General features: G+C 73.6%; 13 protein-coding genes. 2 read left to right on the top strand and 11 right to left on the bottom strand.

Features of this window, described 5'->3' with window-relative positions; genetic code table 11:
• Nucleotides 1-165 precede the first annotated feature (165 nt).
• The 3 genes from RF647_RS03905 to nirD form a co-directional block, all read right to left on the bottom strand.
• Complete coding sequence (locus RF647_RS03905; protein ID WP_368810598.1) at nucleotides 166-1,431, bottom strand: heparan-alpha-glucosaminide N-acetyltransferase domain-containing protein; 1,266 nt, start codon at nucleotides 1,429-1,431, stop codon at nucleotides 166-168.
• A 203-nt stretch (nucleotides 1,432-1,634) separates the two neighbouring features.
• The gene (locus RF647_RS03900; RefSeq protein WP_368810597.1) at nucleotides 1,635-2,672 is read right to left on the bottom strand and encodes a hypothetical protein; all 1,038 of its coding nucleotides are present in this window, start codon (nucleotides 2,670-2,672) and stop codon (nucleotides 1,635-1,637) included.
• Between the two features lie 48 nt (nucleotides 2,673-2,720).
• Nucleotides 2,721-3,116: a nitrite reductase small subunit NirD gene (nirD, locus tag RF647_RS03895; protein WP_368810596.1), complete on the bottom strand. Its 396-nt coding sequence runs from the start codon at nucleotides 3,114-3,116 to the stop codon at nucleotides 2,721-2,723.
• A gap of 226 nt (nucleotides 3,117-3,342) precedes the next feature.
• Here nirD and nirB (RF647_RS03890) point away from each other — a divergent pair, with 226 nt between their 5' ends.
• Complete coding sequence (nirB, locus tag RF647_RS03890; RefSeq protein WP_368810595.1) at nucleotides 3,343-5,961, top strand: nitrite reductase large subunit NirB; 2,619 nt, start codon at nucleotides 3,343-3,345, stop codon at nucleotides 5,959-5,961.
• A gap of 87 nt (nucleotides 5,962-6,048) precedes the next feature.
• Here the strand turns inward: nirB (RF647_RS03890) and RF647_RS03885 are convergent, their stop codons facing one another.
• A complete protein-coding gene (locus tag RF647_RS03885) occupies nucleotides 6,049-7,239 on the bottom strand; it encodes a heparan-alpha-glucosaminide N-acetyltransferase domain-containing protein (RefSeq protein WP_368810594.1) in 1,191 nt (396 codons plus the stop codon).
• Between the two features lie 299 nt (nucleotides 7,240-7,538).
• Here RF647_RS03885 and RF647_RS03880 point away from each other — a divergent pair, with 299 nt between their 5' ends.
• The gene (locus RF647_RS03880; RefSeq protein ID WP_368810593.1) at nucleotides 7,539-8,681 is read left to right on the top strand and encodes a uroporphyrinogen-III synthase; all 1,143 of its coding nucleotides are present in this window, start codon (nucleotides 7,539-7,541) and stop codon (nucleotides 8,679-8,681) included.
• Here the strand turns inward: RF647_RS03880 and RF647_RS03875 are convergent.
• The 7 genes from RF647_RS03875 to RF647_RS03845 form a co-directional block, all read right to left on the bottom strand.
• A complete protein-coding gene (locus RF647_RS03875) occupies nucleotides 8,663-9,886 on the bottom strand; it encodes a heparan-alpha-glucosaminide N-acetyltransferase domain-containing protein (RefSeq protein WP_368810592.1) in 1,224 nt (407 codons plus the stop codon). The two genes, RF647_RS03880 and RF647_RS03875, sit on opposite strands and share 19 nt — an antisense overlap.
• 165 nt (nucleotides 9,887-10,051) lie before the next feature.
• Entirely contained in the window at nucleotides 10,052-10,411 is a 360-nt protein-coding gene (locus tag RF647_RS03870; RefSeq protein WP_368810591.1) for a Rieske (2Fe-2S) protein, read from the bottom strand.
• Entirely contained in the window at nucleotides 10,408-12,939 is a 2,532-nt protein-coding gene (nirB, locus tag RF647_RS03865; RefSeq protein ID WP_368810590.1) for a nitrite reductase large subunit NirB, read from the bottom strand. Before nirB (RF647_RS03865) ends, RF647_RS03870 begins: the two co-directional genes overlap by 4 nt.
• Nucleotides 12,939-13,286, bottom strand: a complete 348-nt coding sequence (locus tag RF647_RS03860) for a molybdopterin oxidoreductase (protein WP_368810589.1) — start codon at nucleotides 13,284-13,286, stop codon at nucleotides 12,939-12,941. Before RF647_RS03860 ends, nirB (RF647_RS03865) begins: the two co-directional genes overlap by 1 nt.
• Nucleotides 13,287-13,404: 118 nt before the next feature.
• Nucleotides 13,405-15,006, bottom strand: coding sequence for an FAD-dependent oxidoreductase (locus RF647_RS03855; RefSeq protein ID WP_368810588.1), 1,602 nt, complete (start codon nucleotides 15,004-15,006; stop codon nucleotides 13,405-13,407).
• Nucleotides 15,003-17,156 (bottom strand): molybdopterin oxidoreductase family protein, encoded by a 2,154-nt coding sequence (locus tag RF647_RS03850; protein ID WP_368810587.1) that lies wholly within the window; start codon nucleotides 17,154-17,156, stop codon nucleotides 15,003-15,005. The genes RF647_RS03855 and RF647_RS03850 overlap by 4 nt, the downstream gene beginning before the upstream one ends.
• 48 nt (nucleotides 17,157-17,204) lie before the next feature.
• Complete coding sequence (locus RF647_RS03845) at nucleotides 17,205-18,602, bottom strand: MFS transporter (RefSeq protein ID WP_368810719.1); 1,398 nt, start codon at nucleotides 18,600-18,602, stop codon at nucleotides 17,205-17,207.
• Nucleotides 18,603-18,832 lie beyond the last annotated feature (230 nt).

The raw sequence follows: 18,832 nt of genomic DNA, 5'->3' as shown, positions 1-18,832 counted from the left end.
GCTGACGAGTCCGGGGATGCTCGACGCTCTCGCCGGACTGCCGTTGCGGGCCGGAGACGTGCTGCTCCCCGAGCTCTCACGGCGACCAGGCGTTGGTGGACACTGCGGGTCACCCTCGAATCGACCGTCTCCAGCGGCACACCGGCGGCCGGAGCGCGGCGCGGGTCAGGATGCTGGCGGCCGTGCCCCGTCCCCGTCCCGGGCGAGGACCCGGCGCGAGACGGCCTGGGTCGACCGGGTGACCACCTTCTCCAGCGGGCCCTGGCCCAGGGCCCGCCGCCACAGCAGGGCGAACACGGTGAACGCCACGATCTGGCCCGCGGTCCACGCGGCGGGCGCGAGGTCGTAGTACTCCGGCCAGAGGATGAGCAGGTGGGCCGTGTAGAGCGTGAACGTTATCGCGCCCGCCGCGGCGAGCGGCGCGAGGACCCTGCCGGCCACGCGCTCCAGGAGCAGGCAGACGCCGAGGACGGACAGTGCCAGGCCCACGTTGAGCGCCAGGAAGAACGGCGTGTTCGTGTGCGGGGTCGAGATCAGCAGCCACCACAGGGTGTCGGTGGGCAGCGTGGGGTCCCCGCCGAAGATGAGCACCTCGTCGATCTCCGACTCGTCCATCCAGGGCGTGCCCGCGGCGATGGCCTCGTAGCCGCCGAGCACCTGCAGCGCGAGGGCGGAGGACGACCACGCGAGCAGCGCGACCGCCGCCCCTATCGTCGCGAGCAGGGTCTGCACCTTCCGGTTGGTGAGGTCCGTGCGTCCCACGGCGAGGCCGGCCAGCAGGAACGCCATCCAGGGCAGCGCGGGGTAGACGCCCGTCAGGAGCAGCTGGGAGAGCACGGTGCCCGGGTCGACGACCAGGTCCACGAGGCTCGGGTTCTCGTACTCGAGGCCGGGCAGCACGTCGATGGACCACTGCATGAGGAAGGGCGCGACGAGGGCGAAGAGCGCGGCGCACACCAGGAGGGACCGGGTCCGCAGGCGCAGGAAGGGCACGGCGAGCAGGAAGAGCATGCCGTAGTAGATGAGGATGTTGCTCACCGGCAGCTCGAGGAAGCCGAGGAGGAAGCCGACCAGGGCGATCACCCCCGCCCGTGCGGCCAGGGCCCACCGGGAGGCCGTCATCCGCAGCCCCGTGCGGGGGGTGCGGCCGCCGGAGGCGAAGGCCAGGCTGACCCCGGCCAGGGTGGCGAACAGCGCGGCCGAGTGGCCGGCGAACAAGGTCCAGGACAGGTGCGCCTCGCCCGTCTGCTCGTCCCACGAGGGCAGCGTATGCACGGCGACCATGCCGAACAGGGCCAGGCCGCGGGCGGCGTCGACGCCGAGGAGGCGGCGGGTCGTCCGGGGGGCCCCGGCGACGTCGCGCCCGGGTCCTTCCGTCGGGACACCGGTGGCGGTGGCCGTCCCGGACGGCGGCGTGCGTTCTGCGGTCATGCGGTTCCCCCACGGATCGATCGGTTCGGGCACCCGTGCCGGTCCCGGCCCCGTCCGCGCCCCCCGGCACGGCGCCCGGCGCCCGCCCGCCTGTCGTGGTCGACGGGCGCGCGGCGCACTGGTGCGGGACTTAGCTTACTAGAGCAAATGCGGAGCGGGTCCCCGGCCGGAGGAAAACCCAGGACCCAGGGCGACGGGGCACGTCAGGACTGCTCCCGGGAGTCCTCCTCGGCGGCGTTCAGCGCGCGCTGGAGGATGCGGGCGTACGGCAGCCCGAAGTGGTCCACGCCGTCCCGGTACCGGATGCGGGCGCGCTCGAAGCCCTGCTCCTCGTACCAGCGGTGTCCGTCCCACGCCGCGGACAGGGCGTCGAACCGCGCCTGCGGGTCGGTCCCGTCGTCCTCCGTGCCCACGTCCCAGCGCAGGCGCAGCTCCTGCAGCTGCTCGGAGGTGGGCTCCGCGGAGGGCCGGTCCGGAGCCTGTCCGCCGCCCATCATGATCGCGCCGCCGCCCGGGACGAGGTCCACGTGGTCCGCCAGCAGCTCCTGGCTGATGAACTGGGCCCCGCCGGAGTACCCGGTCAGCCAGGTGCGGGAGCGGTCGATGTCGTACTCGGGCTCGAGCCGCTCCTCGACGAGCGAGAGGAACCACTGCGCGTTGAGGTCCCGCTCCTCCCACCAGGTGATCTCCCCCGCACGATCGGGGGTCCGCGGGACGACCAGCAGCATGTTGTGCTCCCGCGCGACCTCCGCCAGGCAGGAGGCGGTGTACTGGGGGCTTTCGTACTCGAAGGCGCCGTCCCCGTGGAAGTGGTACACGACGCCCACCGACCGGTCCCAGTCCAGGTCCTCGGCGAAGACGTGGTAGGAGCTGGTGATCCCGTCGTGCTCGTGCTCGAGCTGGAAGCGGTCCTGCCGCTCCTCCCCCGGGCCGAACACTCGCGCGTCCAGCACGGCCCCGTCCGTGGGCCCGCCGGGGCCGCGGGCCGTGACCCGGACGTCGTCGAGGCCGTAGCGGGCGCACGAGACCGTCTCGGGGGCCTCAGCCTCCGGGGTCTCCTCGTCCCGGCCGACCAGGAGGGCCACGGCCGTGACGAGCAGGAGCACCAGCGCCAGGGCGCCGGCCCCGAGCAGGCGCAGCCGCCGCCGGGCGCCCCGGGACGTCGCACCGCGGTGGCGGTGCCGGTGCGGCAGCCAGGACCAGGGCCACCGGGGACCGCTCCGAGGGTGTTGTCGTGTCACCCGGTCATCTTACGAAGGAGTACCTGGGAGAACCCCGGCGACGTGCCGTCAGCGGGGCAGGCCGACGAGCACCCGCCCGTCGCGCACCTCGGCCGGGTGCACCGGCAGGGCGGGGCCGTCGCCGGTGAGGCACAGCCCGGTCGAGAGGTCGTAGACCTCCTTGTGCAGCGGCGAGGCGACCGTGACGGCCGAGCCGCGGGAGCCGAGGATGCCGCGGGCCATGACGCAGGCCCCGGTGCGGGGATCGCGGTGGTCGGCCGCGAGCACCGTGGTGGCGTCCACCCGGTACAGCGCCACCTGGCGGCCCGCCACCCGGGCGGCCTCGCCCCACAGGGGCTCGAGGTCCGTCAGGGCGCACACGTCGTGCCACTCGGTGCCGGCGGCACGGGCCGCCGTGTCCACCGCGGTCGTGGTCGTGGTCGTGGTCGTGATGAGGGTCGTCATGTGAGGCCTCCTGCGGCTCGGCGGAACGTCGTGCTCGACGTTAGGCGGGGCGGATGACGGGCGCGCTCCGGGGCCGTTTCGCCCCGGTCAAAGCCCGCTCACAGGGAGCCGGGGCCCCGGTGAGGGAAGCGAAAAGCGACCGGAACGGCGGGGCAACGGCGGGGCAATCCCGTCTCCCTAGAGTCGGAGCAACGCCCCAGCCGCCCGCCAGCTCCCGGAGGTCCCCGTGCCGCGCTCCCCCTTCTCCCCGCAGTCCCCCCAGCACGTCGTCGTGGTCGGCGGCGGCCCCGCCGCCCACCGCTTCGCGGAGGCGGTGCTGTCCGCGGAGGACCACCACGTGCGCCTCACCGTGTTCGCCGACGAGCCGTGGGTCCCCTACGACCGTGTCCAGCTGTCCAAGGCGCTGACGGGCCCCGCGGGCGCGGTCGACCTCACTCTGGGCGGGGGCACGGTGTGGCAGGACCCGCGGGTGGACCTGCGCCAGGGCGTGAAGGCCCGGGAGATCGACCCCGCGGCCCGCACGGTCACCGCGGCGGACGGGACCGTGACCGGCTACGACGAGCTCGTCCTTGCCACCGGCTCCGACGCCGCGCGCCTGGACGTTCCCGGCGCCCACCACGCCTTCGTCTACCGCACCCTCGACGACGTCGCGGCCATCCGCGCCGAGGTCGAGCGGCTGCGCGCCCGCTACGGGCGCACCCCGCGCGGCGTGGTCATCGGCGGCGGTCTGCTGGGCCTCGAGGCCGCGGGCGGGCTCCAGGAGCTCGGCGCGGAGGCCACGGTGGTGCACTCCCGCAAGTGGCTGATGAACGCGCAGCTCGACGAGGGCGCCGGCCGCTCCCTCAACGCCCTCATCACCGCGCGCGGCGTGCGCCTGCACTTGGGCGAGCGCCCCTCCGGCGTGGGGCTGCGCAAGTCCGACGGCGAGGTGTGCGCCGTCGAGTTCCGGGACTCCGCCGACCTCGAGGCGGACCTGGTCATCGTGGCCACCGGCATCCGGGCCCGGGACCGGCTGGCCTTCAACGCGGGCGTCGAGACGGCCCCGCGCGGCGGCGTGGTCATCGACGAGGCCTGCCGCACCTCCGTGGAGCACGTGTGGGCGATCGGCGAGGTCGCCTCCTGGAACGGGGAGTGCCTGGGGCTCGTGGCCCCCGCGAACACCATGGCGGAGATCGTCGCCGACCGGCTGGCCGGCGGGCGCTCCACGTTCGACGGCTTCGACACCGCGACCAAGCTCAAGCTCTCCGGCGTGGACGTGGCGTCCTTCGGCGACGCCTACGGCGAGACCGAGGACTGCCTCGAGGTCGTCTACGCGGACCCCGCCCGCGGGATGTACCAGAAGGTCGTGGTCACCCAGGACGCGCGGACCCTGCTGGGCGGGGTGTTCGTGGGGGACGCCGAGCCGTACAACGCCCTGCGCCCGCTGCTGGGCCGGGAGCTGCCCGGTGAGCCCGGCGCCTACCTCTCCGCCTCCGGCGTGGACGCCCCGGCCGGGGACCTGCCCGACGACGCCGTGATCTGCTCCTGCAACAACGTCACGACCGGGGCCGTGCGGGATCAGATCTCCTGCGGCGTGCACGAGATCGGCGAGCTCAAGAAGTGCTCCCGGGCCGGCACGCAGTGCGGGTCCTGCGTCCCGATGCTCAAGAAGACCCTGGACCTGGAGCTGGCGAAGGCCGGCGTGGAGGTCTCCAGGGCGCTGTGCGAGCACTTCGAGCTCTCCCGCGCCGAGCTCTTCGAGGCCGTGCGCGCCCTGGACCTGTCCTCCTGGGACGAGGTCGTGGGCCGCTTCGGCACCGGCCTGGGCTGCGACATCTGCAAGCCCGTGGTCGCCTCCGTGCTCGCCTCCCAGCGGGACGAGTACGTGCTCGACTCCGGCCGGGGCGCCCTGCAGGACACCAACGACCGGGCGCTGGCCAACATGCAGAAGGACGGCACGTACTCCGTGGTCCCGCGCGTGCCGGCCGGGGAGATCACCCCGGAGAAGCTCATCGTGCTCGGCGAGGTGGCCCGGAAGTACGGGCTCTACACCAAGATCACCGGGGCCCTGCGCGTGGACATGTTCGGGGCCCGGCTCGAGCAGCTGCCGGAGATCTGGCGGGAGCTCGTGGACGCCGGCTTCGAGTCCGGGCAGGCCTACGGCAAGGCGCTGCGCAACGTGAAGTCCTGCGTGGGCTCCACGTGGTGCCGCTACGGGGTGCAGGACTCCGTGGGCATGGCCGTGCGGCTGGAGCTGCGCTACCGGGGGCTGCGCTCCCCCCACAAGTTCAAGATGGGCGTCTCGGGCTGCGCCCGCGAGTGCGCCGAGGCCCGCGGCAAGGACGTGGGCATCATCTCCACGACCGACGGCTGGAACCTCTACACCGGCGGCAACGGCGGCGCGAACCCCGCTCACGCCCAGCTGCTGGCCCAGGGCCTGGACGACGAGACCCTGGTCCGGTACATCGACCGGTACCTCATGTACTACATCCGCACCGCGGACCGGATGCAGCGCACGGCCCGGTGGCAGGAGGAGCTCGACGGCGGGATCGACCACGCGCGCGCCGTCGTCGTCGAGGACTCCCTGGGCATCGGCGAGGAGCTCGAGGCTGCGATGGCGCGGCACGTGGACCGCTACGAGGACGAGTGGGCCGCGACGCTGAAGGACCCCGAGCGGCTGCGCCGCTTCCGCTCCTTCGTCAACGACGCCGCCCCGGACGACTCCCAGGACTACGTGCTCGAGCGCGGTCAGCGCCGCCCCGCGACCGACGCCGAGCGCGCCGCCGCCGAGGCCGGCGACGGCCCCGTGCTGCTGACCGGGCCGCGGATCCCGGTGCGCGAGGGCGCCGCGGCCTCCGGAGCCTGACGCGCCCCGGGACCGCCGGGGAGATGCGCCCGGGGACGGATCGGGCTCCCGGCCGGAACCGGGCCGGAGGGTCCGCGGCGCCGGGGGTCACGTCCGGTGGAGCCGGCGGTGCCGGTGGAGCACGGTGCGGCGGCCGGCGTCCCCGCCGGCGTCGAGGGCCCGCTCCAACGGTCCTTGGCCCCGTGCCCGGTGCCAGCCGACGGCGAGCAGGACCGCCGCCCCCAGGTGGACGAGGGACCAGACGACGGGGAGGTCGTACCGGACGTCGACGGACAGCGCCACCAGGTGGGCGGTGTACACGCTCAGGCCCATCGCCCCCACGGCCGACAGCCGCAGCGACCACGCCCCGGACCTGCGGGAGATCAGCAGGCAGCCCCCCAGCACCAGCAGTGCCACGCCCAGGCCGGCGGCGATCTCCCACACGCCGTCGACGGGCCACGGATCCGGGCCCCGCACCAGCACCTCGGCCAGCTCGTCCGCGCCCGTCCCGCCGGTCGTCGGCACCCGGCCGTGACCGCCGAAGACGTACGGTCCGAAGGGGTCGGCGGTCCGGGCGAGGACGACCAGACCCGCCCCCGCCGCCAGCAGACGGACCTGGATCCCCTTGTCGCGCAGGTTCATCCGCCCCACCCCCAGCCCGACCAGCAGACAGCTCAGGTACGGCAGGGCCGGGTAGGTGCCGGTCACCAGCAGCCGGGAGACCGTCCCGCCCGGTTCCGCCAGCACGTCGGCGAACGCGGGGTGGCCGGAGGCGGGTGCCGGGAAAACGTCTGTTACGCCGTGCACCAGCAGCGGACCCACCATCCAGAGGACCGCCGCGCAGACGAACAGCGCGGTCGCGGACAGGTGCAGGAACGGGATGGCCAGCACGAAGAGCACCCCGCAGTAGATCAAAAGGTTGTCGGCCGGGGCGTCCTCGGGCATCAGCGCCCCGAGCCCCATCCCCACCACGGCGAGCAGCACCGCCCGCACGGCCACCCCCACCCGATCGGCGGCCAGCCATCTGCCCTGGTGCGGGAACCGTCCCCCGGATCCGAGCGCCAGTCCCACCCCGGCCAGCAGGATGAACAGTGCCGCCGAAGCCGCCGAGAGGAGGACGTGCGGCCAGGCCGGTGCCTGGGTCGAGGCGTTGTGGCCGGGCAGGATCTGCAGCGCCATCAGCCCGATCAGCGCCAGCCCGCGGGCCGCGTCGAGGCCCGCCCACCACGCCGGGGACTTGCGGGCACCGCCCGTGGCATCGGCCGGGGCGGAGCGCTCCGTTCCGGACGTCCACCTCATGACTCCCCCGTCCTCCCGCACCCGCCCCGGCACTCCCAGGGTCCGGACCCGAGCCGCGTCCGAGGTCCCAGTGCTCCGGGACCCTTCCGGACCCAGGATCTCTGCTGCACGTGGCGCTACCGTTGCGCACACCTCACGATTCCGTGAAGTCTGCGGGCCCCGCCGTGCACGTCAGCGGGACGTCCGCGCCGGGCCCACCCGGCACGCCGCGGTCGCCGCACGACGTCCGTGGGGCAGGCGGTGCGGAATCGGAAACCTGGGGTAACACCGTGGTCACAGGACCGACCTACGCTCGGAGCATGACCGCCGCACCCCCCGCCCCCGCACCCGGTGACCACGGCGCGCCCGGCGCGCCCGGGGAACTGACCGGGTTCCGCGTCGGCGTGACGGCCCACCGCCGCGCCACGGACTTCATCGCCGCCCTGGAGCGCCGCGGCGCGCAGGTGGTGCACGCGCCCGCCCTGAAGATCTCCCCCGTGGCCGAGGACACCCGGGTGGTCGAGGACACACGCACGCTGCTCGCCCACCGGCCCGGGATCATCGTGGTGACCACCGCCTACGGGCTGCGCCGGTGGTTCGAGGCCGCGGACGCCGCGGGTCTCGGGGAGGACCTGCGGGACGCCTTCCGCGCCGCCCGGGTGCTCACCCGCGGGGCGAAGGCCCGGGGCCAGGTGCTCTCCCTGGAGCTCGAGGACGCGGAGGTCTCCGAGGACGAGCGGACCTCGTCGGTGGTCGACCGGCTCCTGGCCGACGGCGTGGCCGGCGCCCGCGTGGCCGTCCAGCTGCACGGGCTGACGGACCAGATCCAGCTGGAGCGGCTCGTGGCCGCCGGGGCGAAGGTGGACACCGTCTCCCCCTACCGGTGGCTCTCCGCCGACGACGGCGAGCGCCTGCCCGGCCTGATCCGCGACGTCTGCGAGCGCCGCCTGGACGTGCTGACCTTCACCGCCGCCCCCGCCGTGGACTCCCTGTTCAGCACCGCCCAGGAGATGGGCCGCTACGAGGACCTCGTGGACGCGCTGCGCACGGACGTCACGGCCGCCGCGGTGGGACCCGTGTGCGCCGGGCCCCTGCTGGAGGTGGGGGTGGAGCCGCTCGTGCCGGAGCGCTACCGGCTGGGGGCCCTGGTCCGGGCGGTGTGCACCCACGCGGTCGAGGAGCGCACGCTGGTGGTGCCCACCCGGCACGGGACGCTGCGGCTGATGAGCACCGGCGCCGCCCTGGAGGACGTGTTCGTCCCGCTCTCCGATGCCCAGGTCGCGGTGCTGCGGGCGCTCGCGGCGCACCCCGGGGCGGTGGTCTCCCGGGGGCAGCTGCTGTCCGCGGTGCCGGGCCTGGAGACCGAGCACGCCCTGGAGATGGTGATCTCCCGGCTGCGCCGGATCCTGCCCGCTCCCCTGGTCGCCACCGTGATCAAGCGCGGCTACCGGCTGGACCCCTGAGCCACGGCCCGGCGGACCGGCCGGACCGCCGCGTTCATCGCCCGCTCCAGCGGGCCCCGCCCGAAGGCCCGCTGCCAGGCGAGGGCGAACAGCACGGAGAGCACCAGGCTCGTGATCAGCCAGAGCAGGGGCGCGGTGTGGAAGAGCTCGAAGGACAGGAACACGAGGTGCGCCGTGTACAGGGTGAGGCTCATCGCGCCCAGGGCCGTCACGGGCAGCAGCCAGGCGCTGTGCCGGCGGGCCAGGAGCAGGCAGGTCCCGACGACGGCCAGGCTCACCCCGAGGCTCCACGCCACGGAGAACGGGGTGTTGACGTCCGGGGTGGTGAGCACGAGCCACCACGGCGAGGTCGTCGGCAATGTGTCCTCGGGGCCGTAGGTCAGCAGGCTCTCGAGCTGCGCCACGGTGAGGTCCGGGTCGCTGAACAGCAGCCTGGTGTAGACGTCCCCGGCGTAGAGCAGCTGCCGCGAGACCAGCTTCGCGGTCACTGCGAGGACCGTGCCCACCACGACCAGCCGGACCTGGACGTCGCGGCGGCGGAGGTTGAGCCGGCCGATGGCCAGGCCCGCCAGCAGGTAGGCCAGGTACGGCAGGGCGGGGTAGGTCCCCGTCAGGAGCAGCTGGCCGAGCACCGCGAGCGGCTCGGTGACCAGGGTGACGAAGGTCGGGTTGTAGGAGGAGAAGCCCGGCAGCGCGTCCCCGGCGAGGTGGAGCAGCAGCGGGCCGGCCACCAGGGCGGCGCCCGCGCCGAGGAACAGGGGCCGCGGCCCGAGCCTTAGGAAGGGCAGGGCGATCAGGAAGTACGCGGCGAAGTAGATCAGGATGTTGTAGGCCGGGGGCTCCGGCGGCATGAGGTGGCCGATGACCAGCCCCAGGATCAGCAGCAGCAGCGCGCGCACCGCGATGCCGGCCCGGGCGGCCGTCATCTCGCGGCCGCGGAGCGGGCGGCGCCCGCCGGAGGTGAGCGCCAGCCCCGTGCCGGCCAGCAGGGCGAACAGGGCCGGGGAGTCGCCGGGGAACAGGATCCAGGTCACCGTGGGCCGGCCCGTGGCGGCGTAGGACACGGGCAGGATGTGCACGCACATGATGGCCACGAGCGCCAGCCCGCGGGCGGCGTCGAGGCCCACGACGCGCCTCGAGGACCGCGGTGCGGCGCCGCGGGACGCGGCCGCCGCGGGCCGGTGCTCGGTGGAGCGCTCCCTCATGGATGGTCGTCCTGTTCGTCGGTGCAGGCCCGTGCGGGCGCGACCATCTTCGCACCCCGGGGCACCCCGGCCCATCGTGACGGGCCGGTGACGCTGTCCACCCTTGTGCGAATGCCCACCGTCGGCGCGCCGGTCCCCGGCGGCACCGGGGCGGGGACGCGTCCGTCAGTCCGTGTGCAGGACGATGTTCTGCTCGGCGTCGGTGCCGACGCGGTAGCTGCGGAGCGGGTCCTCGCCCGTCGTCGAGCAACCGGTGTCCAGCTCGAAGGTGTTGTGGTGCAGCGGGCACATCACCACGCGCCGGTCGATCTGCCCGTCCGCGATGGGCCCGCCGCGGTGGGGGCAGACCGCGGACAGCGCCCGCAGCGTGCCGTCCCGCAGCCGGAACACGGCGACCTGCTCGCCGTCCACGGCGAAGGCACGGCCCTCGCCGGGCGGCACCTGGTCCAGCGGTCCCAGGACGTGCTCCCGGACGCCGACGACCCCGGTGCGGGCAGGCTCGGTGCTGCGGGGCTCGGCGCTCATCGGACCGGCACCTGCGGGAGCACCTGGAGCGGCAGCGAGGTCCGGAACTGTCCCGGGGTGAACGGGTCGTCGCGCTCCACCCAGGGGTCGCTGTACTCGTCGATCGAGGCCTGCATGGCCGCGTCGAGCCGCTCGCCGATCCCCTCGGCGTCGTCCACGACCACCGACCGGATGTGCTCGAGGCCCACCCGCGGGACGAAGGAGTAGGTGCGCTCGAGCCAGTTGGCGTTCTCCCGGTAGTACTGCATGAACCGACCGGCCAGCAGCTTGACCTGCTCCGGGTCGTCCACCGTGGCCAGGAGGTCGCCCTTGCGGATGTGCGCGCCGGCGGCGCCGCCCACGTAGATCTCCCAACGGCCCCCCTCGACGGCCACCACGCCCACGTCCTTGACCAGGGACTCGGCGCAGTTGCGGGGACAGCCGGACACGGCCAGCTTCATCTTGGCCGGGGACTCGATGCCCTGGAACCGCTCCTCGATCTCGATGCCCAGCTTCGTGGAGTCGCCTGTGCCGAAGCGGCAGAACTCCTTGCCCACGCAGGTCTTGACCGTGCGGAAGCTCTTGCCGTACGCGTAGCCGGACGGCATGTCGAGGTCCGCCCACACCGTCGGCAGGTCCTCCTTGGGGACCCCGAGCAGGTCGATCCGCTGCCCGCCGGTCAGCTTGATCATCGGGATGCCGTGCTTCTCCGCGACGTCGGCGATGCGGCGCAGCTGGTGCACGGACGTCACGCCGCCCTTCATCTGGGGGACCACGGAGAAGGTGCCGTCCCGTTGGATGTTGGCGTGCACCCGGTCGTTGATGAACCGGGCGTCGCGCTCGTCGACGTAGTCGTCCGCCAGCATCATTTTCAGCAGGGAGGCGAGGCCCATCTTGGACTTCGCGTCGTCGGCCCGGTCCGGGGCCAGCGCGGCGAAGACCTCCGACACGGAGCGCAGACCCTGATCGCGGATGGCCGCCATCAGCGTCGGCTTGTCCATGGGGATGCCGGGCACGTACCAGTTCGCCGCCGGGTCCTCCTCGACGGCGCCGCCGGCGGCCCACTCGACCACCTGCCCGACCATCAGCTTGCAGGAGCCGCAGCCCTTCCCTGCACGGGTGGCGTCCATGGCGCCGGCCACCGTGCTGCAGCCGCCCTCGACCGCGTCCACGAGGTCCTTCTTGCTGACGCCGTTGCAGTTGCAGACCTGGGCGTCGTCGTCGAGCTCCGCGACGCCGGCCTCCTCGGTGGGGCCGCCGAGGTCGAAGAGCAGGGACGTCCGCTCCTCGGGCAGCGGCAGCCCGCGGTCGAAGGCCTGGGTCAGGAAGGCGACCTTCCGGCTGTCCCCGAGCAGCGTGGCGCCGATGATCTTCTCGTCCCGGATCACCACGGACTTGTAGACGCCGCGGCGGGGCTCGGAGAACATGACGTGCTCGTCCGTGTCCCGCTCGGGGCCCTGCACGCCCATCGACGCGACGTCGACGCCGGCGACCTTGAGCTTCGTCGCGGTGCGCGAGCCGTGGTACGCCGCCGAGGGGTCACGGCCGGTCACCTGGTCGGCCAGGACGACGGCCTGCTCCCACAGCGGCGCCACGAGGCCGTACACCTGGCCGCGGTGCTGGACGCACTCGCCGACGGCGTAGATGCCATCCACGTCCATGCCCTCCTCGTCGAGGACCCGCATGTGGTCGTCGACGACGATGGCCCGTTCCACCGGCAGGCCGCTGGCGACGGCGACGTCGACGTTCGGACGGATGCCGGCCGTCACGACCACCATGTGGCAGGCGAGGTCCGGCGCGCCCCGCAGGCGCACGCCCTGCACCTTGTCGGTGCCGAGCACGGCGGTGGTGCGGCTGTTCAGGTGCACGCCGATGCCGAGCGACTCGACGCTGCGGCGCAGGATCGCCCCCGCCTCGGGGCCCATCTGGGCGTTCATGAGGTGTCCGCCCGAGTGCACGACCTCGACCTGCAGGCCGTAGGCCTGCAGTCCGCGCGCCGCCTCGAGGCCGAGCAGGCCGCCGCCGATCACCACGGCGCGCCGGTGGTGCTCGTGCTGGGCGTAGGAGACCATCTCGCGGGTGTCGTCGATGGTGCGGAAGGCGAAGACCCCGGGCAGGAGCGAGCCGTTCCCGGTGTGCAGCCCGTCGATGGGTGGCATGAAGGCCCGGCTGCCGGTGGCGATGATCAGCACGTCGTACGGCGTCACCTGTCCGTCGTCGGAGTGGACCTCCTTCGCGAACCGGTCGATGCGCTCGGCCCGGACCCCCGCGTGCAGGGTGATCTCGTTCTCCTCGTACCAGAGCAGGGAGTTCAGGAAGATGTCCGCGTCGTCCTCCTCGCCGGAGAGGACGTGGCTGAGCATGATCCGGTTGTAGTTGCCGTACGGCTCGTCGCCGAACATGGTGATGTCGAACTGTGCGGCGCCACCGCGCTCGAGGATCTCCTCGACGGCGCGGGCCCCGGCCATGCCGTTGCCGATCACCACCAGGCGCCGGCGGGCTCCGGCGCCTCCGTCCGCGGGGAGCGCCCGCTCGAGTGTGCTGCTCATCAGTGCTCCACCATCCCCAGGTCCACGACCACGGATCCGCTGACGCCGACCGGCGCGAGAAGCCCGAGCTCGATGCGGGACCCGCCGTCGATGTCCTCCACGACGCGCAGGGGAACGTTCACGTCGCCCTTGGCTGCCATCGGGAACCAGCGCATGGGCTTCCCGTCGCGCAGGAGGACGATGGTGACGAGCTCGGAGCACGAGTTGCCGCCCCGGAAGTACAGGGGCTGGTTGACCACACCGTCCGGGACGTCGTGCGTGAGGTCAGCGGAGATCGTCGCCGGCGCGTCCAGCCCGGCGCCCTCGAACGGGTAGATGCCCTGCAGGAAGAGGTTCTTGGAAGTCACGGGGAATCCTTTCGCCGGTGTGCGCTGCACGCCGCCAGTCTGTGGTCGCGATGTTTCGGTGCGGGTGGCTGCCGGTTACGGTCCTGCAAAGCGCCTGACGGCAGGAGGCCCCGGGTCGTCACACAGCCACGCCACGGTGGACCTCGATGATCCGGGCCACCGCGGCCTTGCAGCCGCCGCAGCCGGTGGAGGCCCGCGTGGCGCAGCTGACCTCCTCGACCGTCGCGGCGCCCTCCTCGACGACGTCCGTGATCCGGCCCATCGTGACGCCCGCGCAGTGGCAGACCGTCGACTCCGGGGTCATCTGGCTCTCCCCGCTCCCTGCGTCAGGCCCGTCCAGGCGCAGCAGGACGCTGGGGTCCTCGGGCACCGCTTCGCCGCGGTCGTACAGCAGCCCGATGCCTGCCGCGGAGCGGGGCAGGCCGAGCACGATGTAGCCCTCGAGCGTCCGCTCCGGGCCGAGCACGAGCTTCGCGTAGGTCCCGGCCCTGCCGTCCGCCCACTGCACCACGGACCCGCCGTCCGGGCGGAACTCCCACGGCAGCCCGCCGACTGCCCCGGCGCAGGCGAGCTCCACCTGGTGCGCCTTGAGCCGCACCGCGCCGGCGGGTCCACTGGTCAGCGGCGCGAGCACCGCCGTGCCGCCGTCGGCCACGGCCTCGAGCTCGGCGTGGAACCGGGCGGCCAGCCACTCCGCCTGCCGCCAGCCGGGACCGACGAGCCCGGACGGGCCCATGCCCTCCCTGCCCGGGCAGACCTGGCAGGACGGGTCCTTGCACAGCACCTCGGCGCAGTCCCCGATCGCGAACACCCGCTGCTCCACGTCGGCCTCGAGCTCGTGGTTGACCACGACTCCTCGAGCGGTGCGCAGACCGGCGCCCTCGGCGAGCTCGGTACGGGCCGTGACCCCGATCGAGAGCAGCAGCAGCTCTCCGGGGACCTCGCGGCCGCCCTCCAGGAGGAGGCCGCGGAAGCGCCGGCCCTCGTCGAGGAGCACCTCCCGCGCCTGTGTCCCGGAGACCACCCCCACGCCCGCGTCCGCGAGCGCGCGGCCCAGCAGCGCACCGCCGGCCGCGTCGAGGGAGCGGGTCATCACCCACGGGGCATGGTGGACCACGGTCACGGGGCATCCGGCCTCGCTCGCGGCGAGCGCGGCCTCGAGCCCGAGGACGCCGCCGCCCAGGACCACCACGCGGCCCCGCCGGTCGACGACTTCGCGCACGGCCCGGGCGTCGCGCAGGTCCCGCAGGGCCGTGACGCCGGCCGGGAGGTGCTCGTAGGCACGGGGATCGGGGTTGATCCCGCGCAGCACGGGCAGGTTGGGGCGGGCGCCGGTGGCGAGGACCAGGCGGTCGTAGCCGAGCTCGCGGGCCTCCCCCGTCGGCCCGTCCGTGAGGTGCAGGACCCGGCGGGAGCGGTCGATCCGGGTCACCTCCGTGCCGAGCAGGACGTCGATCCCGGACTGCGACAGCGACTCCGGGTCGGCCAGGCCCATCGTGGCCAGCTCGGTGCGGCCCATCGCGTGCTCGCCCACGAGCACCCGGTTGTAGGCGGGGTCGAGCTCCCCGCCGATCACGGTCAGCCGGATCGTGCCCGCGGCGGCGAGGTCGGCGACGTCGTCGACGAACCGGGCGGCCACGGGGCCGAAGCCGACGACGACGACGTGCTCGCCGGACCGCATCGGGGTGCCGTGGGCACGGGTGGGGCGGTGCACGGTCATCGGGTCGTCTCCTCTGCGTCGATCGCCCGGACGGTCACGGAGCCGGCCTTGAACTCGGGCATGGACGAGATCGGGTCCACGGCGTCCGAGGACACGAGCTTGTTGGCGGTCTGGTTCCCGGCGTAGTGGAAGGGCAGGAACACGGTGTCGGGACGGATGTCCGTGGTCAGCTGGGCGAGGGCCACGGCCTGGCTGCGGGCGCTCGTGAGCTCCACCGCGGCACCGTCCCGGATGCCGAGGGAGGCCGCGGTCGCGGGGTGGATCTGCATCATCGACTCGGGCCGGGCCTCGTGCAGCGAGTGCACGCGCCGGGTCTGGTTCCCGGACTGGTAGTGCTCCAGGTACCGCCCCGTCACGAGGGTCAGGGTCCCCGCCCGATGGAGGGGTTCGCGGCGGTTCCGGCGCGGGCTCGGGTCGACGGCCCGGCCGGCGGCACGGGTCCTGACCGGCACGAGCACGGCCCGCCCGTCCGCGTGCCCGAACCCGTCGAGGAAGGCCCGGGGCGTGCCCGCGGAATTGCCGGCGGGGTGGGGCCAGTAGCAGGCCTCGTCCGCGTCCAGGGCCGCCCAGCTGATCCCCGAGTAGTCGGCCTTCCCACCGGCGGAGGCACGGCGCAGCTCCTCGAAGACCTCCTCGGGCTCGGGGCTGAACGTGCCCGGGGCCTCGAGCCGTCGGGCGAGCTCGGCCATGATCCACAGCTCGTCCCGGGCGCCGGGCGGCGGGTCCACCGCGCGGCGGCGGCGCAGCACCCGGCCCTCGAGGTTCGTCATGGTGCCCTCCTCCTCGGCCCACTGCAGCACCGGCAGGACGAGGTCGGCGAACTCGGCGGTCTCGGAGAAGAAGAAGTCGCAGACCACCAGGAAGTCCAGGGCCTGCAGCCCGCGGACCACGGCGTCCGTGTCCGGGGCGCCGATCACCACGTTGGAGCCGTTGACCCACAGGCAGCGGACGCCGTGGTCGGTGCCGAGGGTGGTCAGCATCTGCACGGCCGGGATCCCGGGACCGGGCAGCTCGGCGGGGTCCACGCCCCACACCCCGGCGACGTGCTCGCGGGCGGCGGGGTCCGTGATGCTGCGGTAGCCGGGCAGCTGGTCCGCCTTCTGCCCGTGCTCACGCCCGCCCTGCCCGTTGCCCTGTCCGGTGAGGGTGCCGTAGCCGGAGCCCGTCAGGCCGGGCAGGCCGAGGAGCAGGGCCAGGTTGATCGCGGCGGTCGCGGTGTCCGTGCCGTCGACGTGCTGCTCCACGCCCCGGCCGGTGATCACGTACGTGCCCCGGCGCTCGCGGGCCAGCAGGTGGGCGGCCCGGCGGATCCGCACGGCCGGGACCCCGGTGACCTGCTCGACCCGCTCGGGCCACCACGCGTTGATGCTCGTCGTGAAGGCCTCGAAGCCCGTGGTGCGCCGCTCGAGGTACTCCCGGTCCGCGAGGCCCTCGTGCAGGACCACGTGGGCCAGGCCCAGCAGCAGCACGAGGTCCGAGCCGGGGGTCGGCTGCAGGTGCAGACCGCCCCCGTCCTCGGTCATCCGCGCCGTGGCGGAGCGGCGGGGGTCCACCACGATCAGGCCGCCGTGCTCCTGGGCGTGCTGAAGGTGCTGGACGAACGGCGGCATGGTCTCGGCCGGGTTGGTCCCCAGCAGCAGCACGGTGTGGGCGTCGTCGAGGTCCGTCACCGGGAACGGCAGGCCCCGGTCCATCCCCAGCGACCGGTTGGCCGCGGCCGCGGCGGAGGACATGCAGAACCGGCCGTTGTAGTCGATCCGCGAGGTCCGCAGCGCCACCCGCGCGAACTTCCCCAGCTGGTAGGCCTTCTCGTTGGTCAGCGACCCGCCACCGAAGATCCCGACCCCGTCCCGGCCGTGGCGCTCCTGCGCGCTCCGGAACTCCCCGGCCATCCGGTCCAGGGCCGCGTCCCAGGACACCTCCTGGAAGACCCCGTCCGCCCCGCGCAGCAGCGGTGCGGTGAGCCGCGACGGGTTGGCCAGCAGCTCCGACGACGTCCAGCCCTTCCGGCACATCCCGCCCCCGTTCACCGGGAACTGCCGCCCCAGCACCTCTGGGAAGCCCTGCTCGGCGGCGGTGTCCGACCCCGTGTCCAGGGTCATCGCGCACTGCAGCGCGCAGTAGGGGCAGTGGGTCGCCGTCGTGCTCATGCGGGCGGGGCTCCTTCCGGGGGTCGGGACGGGGGGGGTGATGCCGGCTCAGATGTGGCTGTCGCCCATCTCGGTGCCCTTGCGCAGGTAGCAGAACCAGGTGACCGCGAGCGCCACCACGTAGAAGGCCACGAAGCCGTAGAACGCCGCGCTGTAGGCCCCGGTGGTGCTGTTCGAGAGGTTGAGCGCCTGCGGGATCATGAAGCCGCCGTACGCGCCGACCGCCCCGATCAGCCCGAGGGCGGCCGAGGCCTTGCGCTCGGTGGAGACCGCGACGTCCTGCTGCTGCCGCAGTCCCAGCACCCGGTAGATCGAGGGGATCATCCGGTAGGTGGAGCCGTTGCCCATGCCCGCCGCGGTGAACAGCAGCAGGAACAGGCCCAGGAACAGCCAGAAGTTCGCCAGGGGCAGGGTGAGCACCACGGCCAGCGCGAGCAGCGCCATGACGGCGAACACGGCCACCGTCATGGGGGCGCCGCCGAAGCGGTCCGCGAGCTTGCCGCCGTAGGGCCGGGAGACCGAGCCGACCAGCGGGCCGAGGAACGCCAGGGACAGCGCCGCGGCACCCACGCTGAAGGACGAGAACTCCGGGAAGGTGTCCGCGATCAGCTTGGGGAACACGCTGGAGAAGCCGATGAAGGAGCCGAAGGTGCCCACGTAGAGGAAGGACATGATCCAGAAGTGCGGCTCCTTGACCGTGGCCAGGGACCCGGCGACGTCCCCCTTGGCGTGGGAAAGGTTGTGCATGTACTTCCTGGCGCCCCACGCGGCGAACAGGATGAACGGCACCCACAGCCATCCGGCGACCGACAGCCCGCTGGCCCCGAGGGCGACGAGCGAGACGGCGATCGGGACGACGAGCTGGGCCACGGCCGTGCCGAGGTTGCCGCCGGCGGCGTTCAGTCCCAGCGCCCAGCCCTTTTCCCGCACCGGGTAGAAGAAGGTGATGTTGGCCATCGAGGAGGCGAAGTTGCCGCCGCCGAAGCCGGCGGTGGCCGCCAGCAGGAGCATGACCCCGAACGGGGTGTCCGGGTTGCCGACCGCCAGGGCCAGGCCCACCGTGGGGACCAGCAGCAGCAGGGCCGAGACGATGGTCCAGTTGCGGCCGCCGAACCGGCCCACCATGAAGGTGTAGGGGATGCGCAGCGTGGCGCCCACCAGGGACGGGATGGAGATCAGCCAGAAGATCTGGGAGTCGCTGAAGGTGAAGCCCGCGCCGGGCAGGAAGACGACGGTGATGGCCCACAGCTGCCAGACGGCGAAGCCGAGGAACTCCGCGAAGATGGACCACTTCAGGTTGGTGCGCGCGATCGGGCGGCCGGCGGACTCCCAGAAGTCGGGGTCCTCGGGGCGGTAGCCGTCCAGCCAGCGGCCGGGCCGCTCCCGCAGCGCGAGCGGCGGGGGCGCCGGGGTGCCGGTTGCCGTGGTGGCCGGGTCGGGATGCAGTTCTGAGCTCACGGGTGACCTCCTGGGCGAGCGGGGGCGGAGCACGGCGACGGCGGCGTGCGGTGCTCCCACGCTACGAACCCCGTGTTTCGGTCCCCGACGGCGGGAGTAACACCCCGATGCACTTCCACTCACAGCGCCGCAGCCCCCGTGTGAGGTCCCCAGCCCCCGACCACTTGGCTCCCGTGCCCCGTCGAGTCCCCCAGCCCCCGGCCCCCTCACGCACCGAG

The organism is Kocuria sp. CPCC 205263 (assembly GCF_040981075.1).
In the GTDB taxonomy this organism is placed as follows: Bacteria; Actinomycetota; Actinomycetes; order Actinomycetales; family Micrococcaceae; genus Kocuria; species Kocuria rosea.
Note: the sequence above shows the minus strand (reverse complement) of the source record. Positions and strands in the feature narration are given on the sequence as shown.

Bases quoted from the DNA above. Each gene is read 5' to 3' on its own strand.
- RF647_RS03905 (WP_368810598.1), bottom strand. From the start codon at position 1,431: ATGACCGCAGAACGCACGCCGCCGTCCGGGACGGCCACCGCCACCGGT.
- nirD (WP_368810596.1), bottom strand. From the start codon at position 3,116: ATGACGACCCTCATCACGACCACGACCACGACCACGACCGCGGTGGAC.
- RF647_RS03885 (WP_368810594.1), bottom strand. From the start codon at position 7,239: ATGAGGTGGACGTCCGGAACGGAGCGCTCCGCCCCGGCCGATGCCACG.
- RF647_RS03880 (WP_368810593.1), top strand. From the start codon at position 7,539: ATGACCGCCGCACCCCCCGCCCCCGCACCCGGTGACCACGGCGCGCCC.
- RF647_RS03875 (WP_368810592.1), bottom strand. From the start codon at position 9,886: ATGAGGGAGCGCTCCACCGAGCACCGGCCCGCGGCGGCCGCGTCCCGC.
- RF647_RS03870 (WP_368810591.1), bottom strand. From the start codon at position 10,411: ATGAGCGCCGAGCCCCGCAGCACCGAGCCTGCCCGCACCGGGGTCGTC.
- nirB (WP_368810590.1), bottom strand. From the start codon at position 12,939: ATGAGCAGCACACTCGAGCGGGCGCTCCCCGCGGACGGAGGCGCCGGA.
- RF647_RS03855 (WP_368810588.1), bottom strand. From the start codon at position 15,006: ATGACCGTGCACCGCCCCACCCGTGCCCACGGCACCCCGATGCGGTCC.
- RF647_RS03850 (WP_368810587.1), bottom strand. From the start codon at position 17,156: ATGAGCACGACGGCGACCCACTGCCCCTACTGCGCGCTGCAGTGCGCG.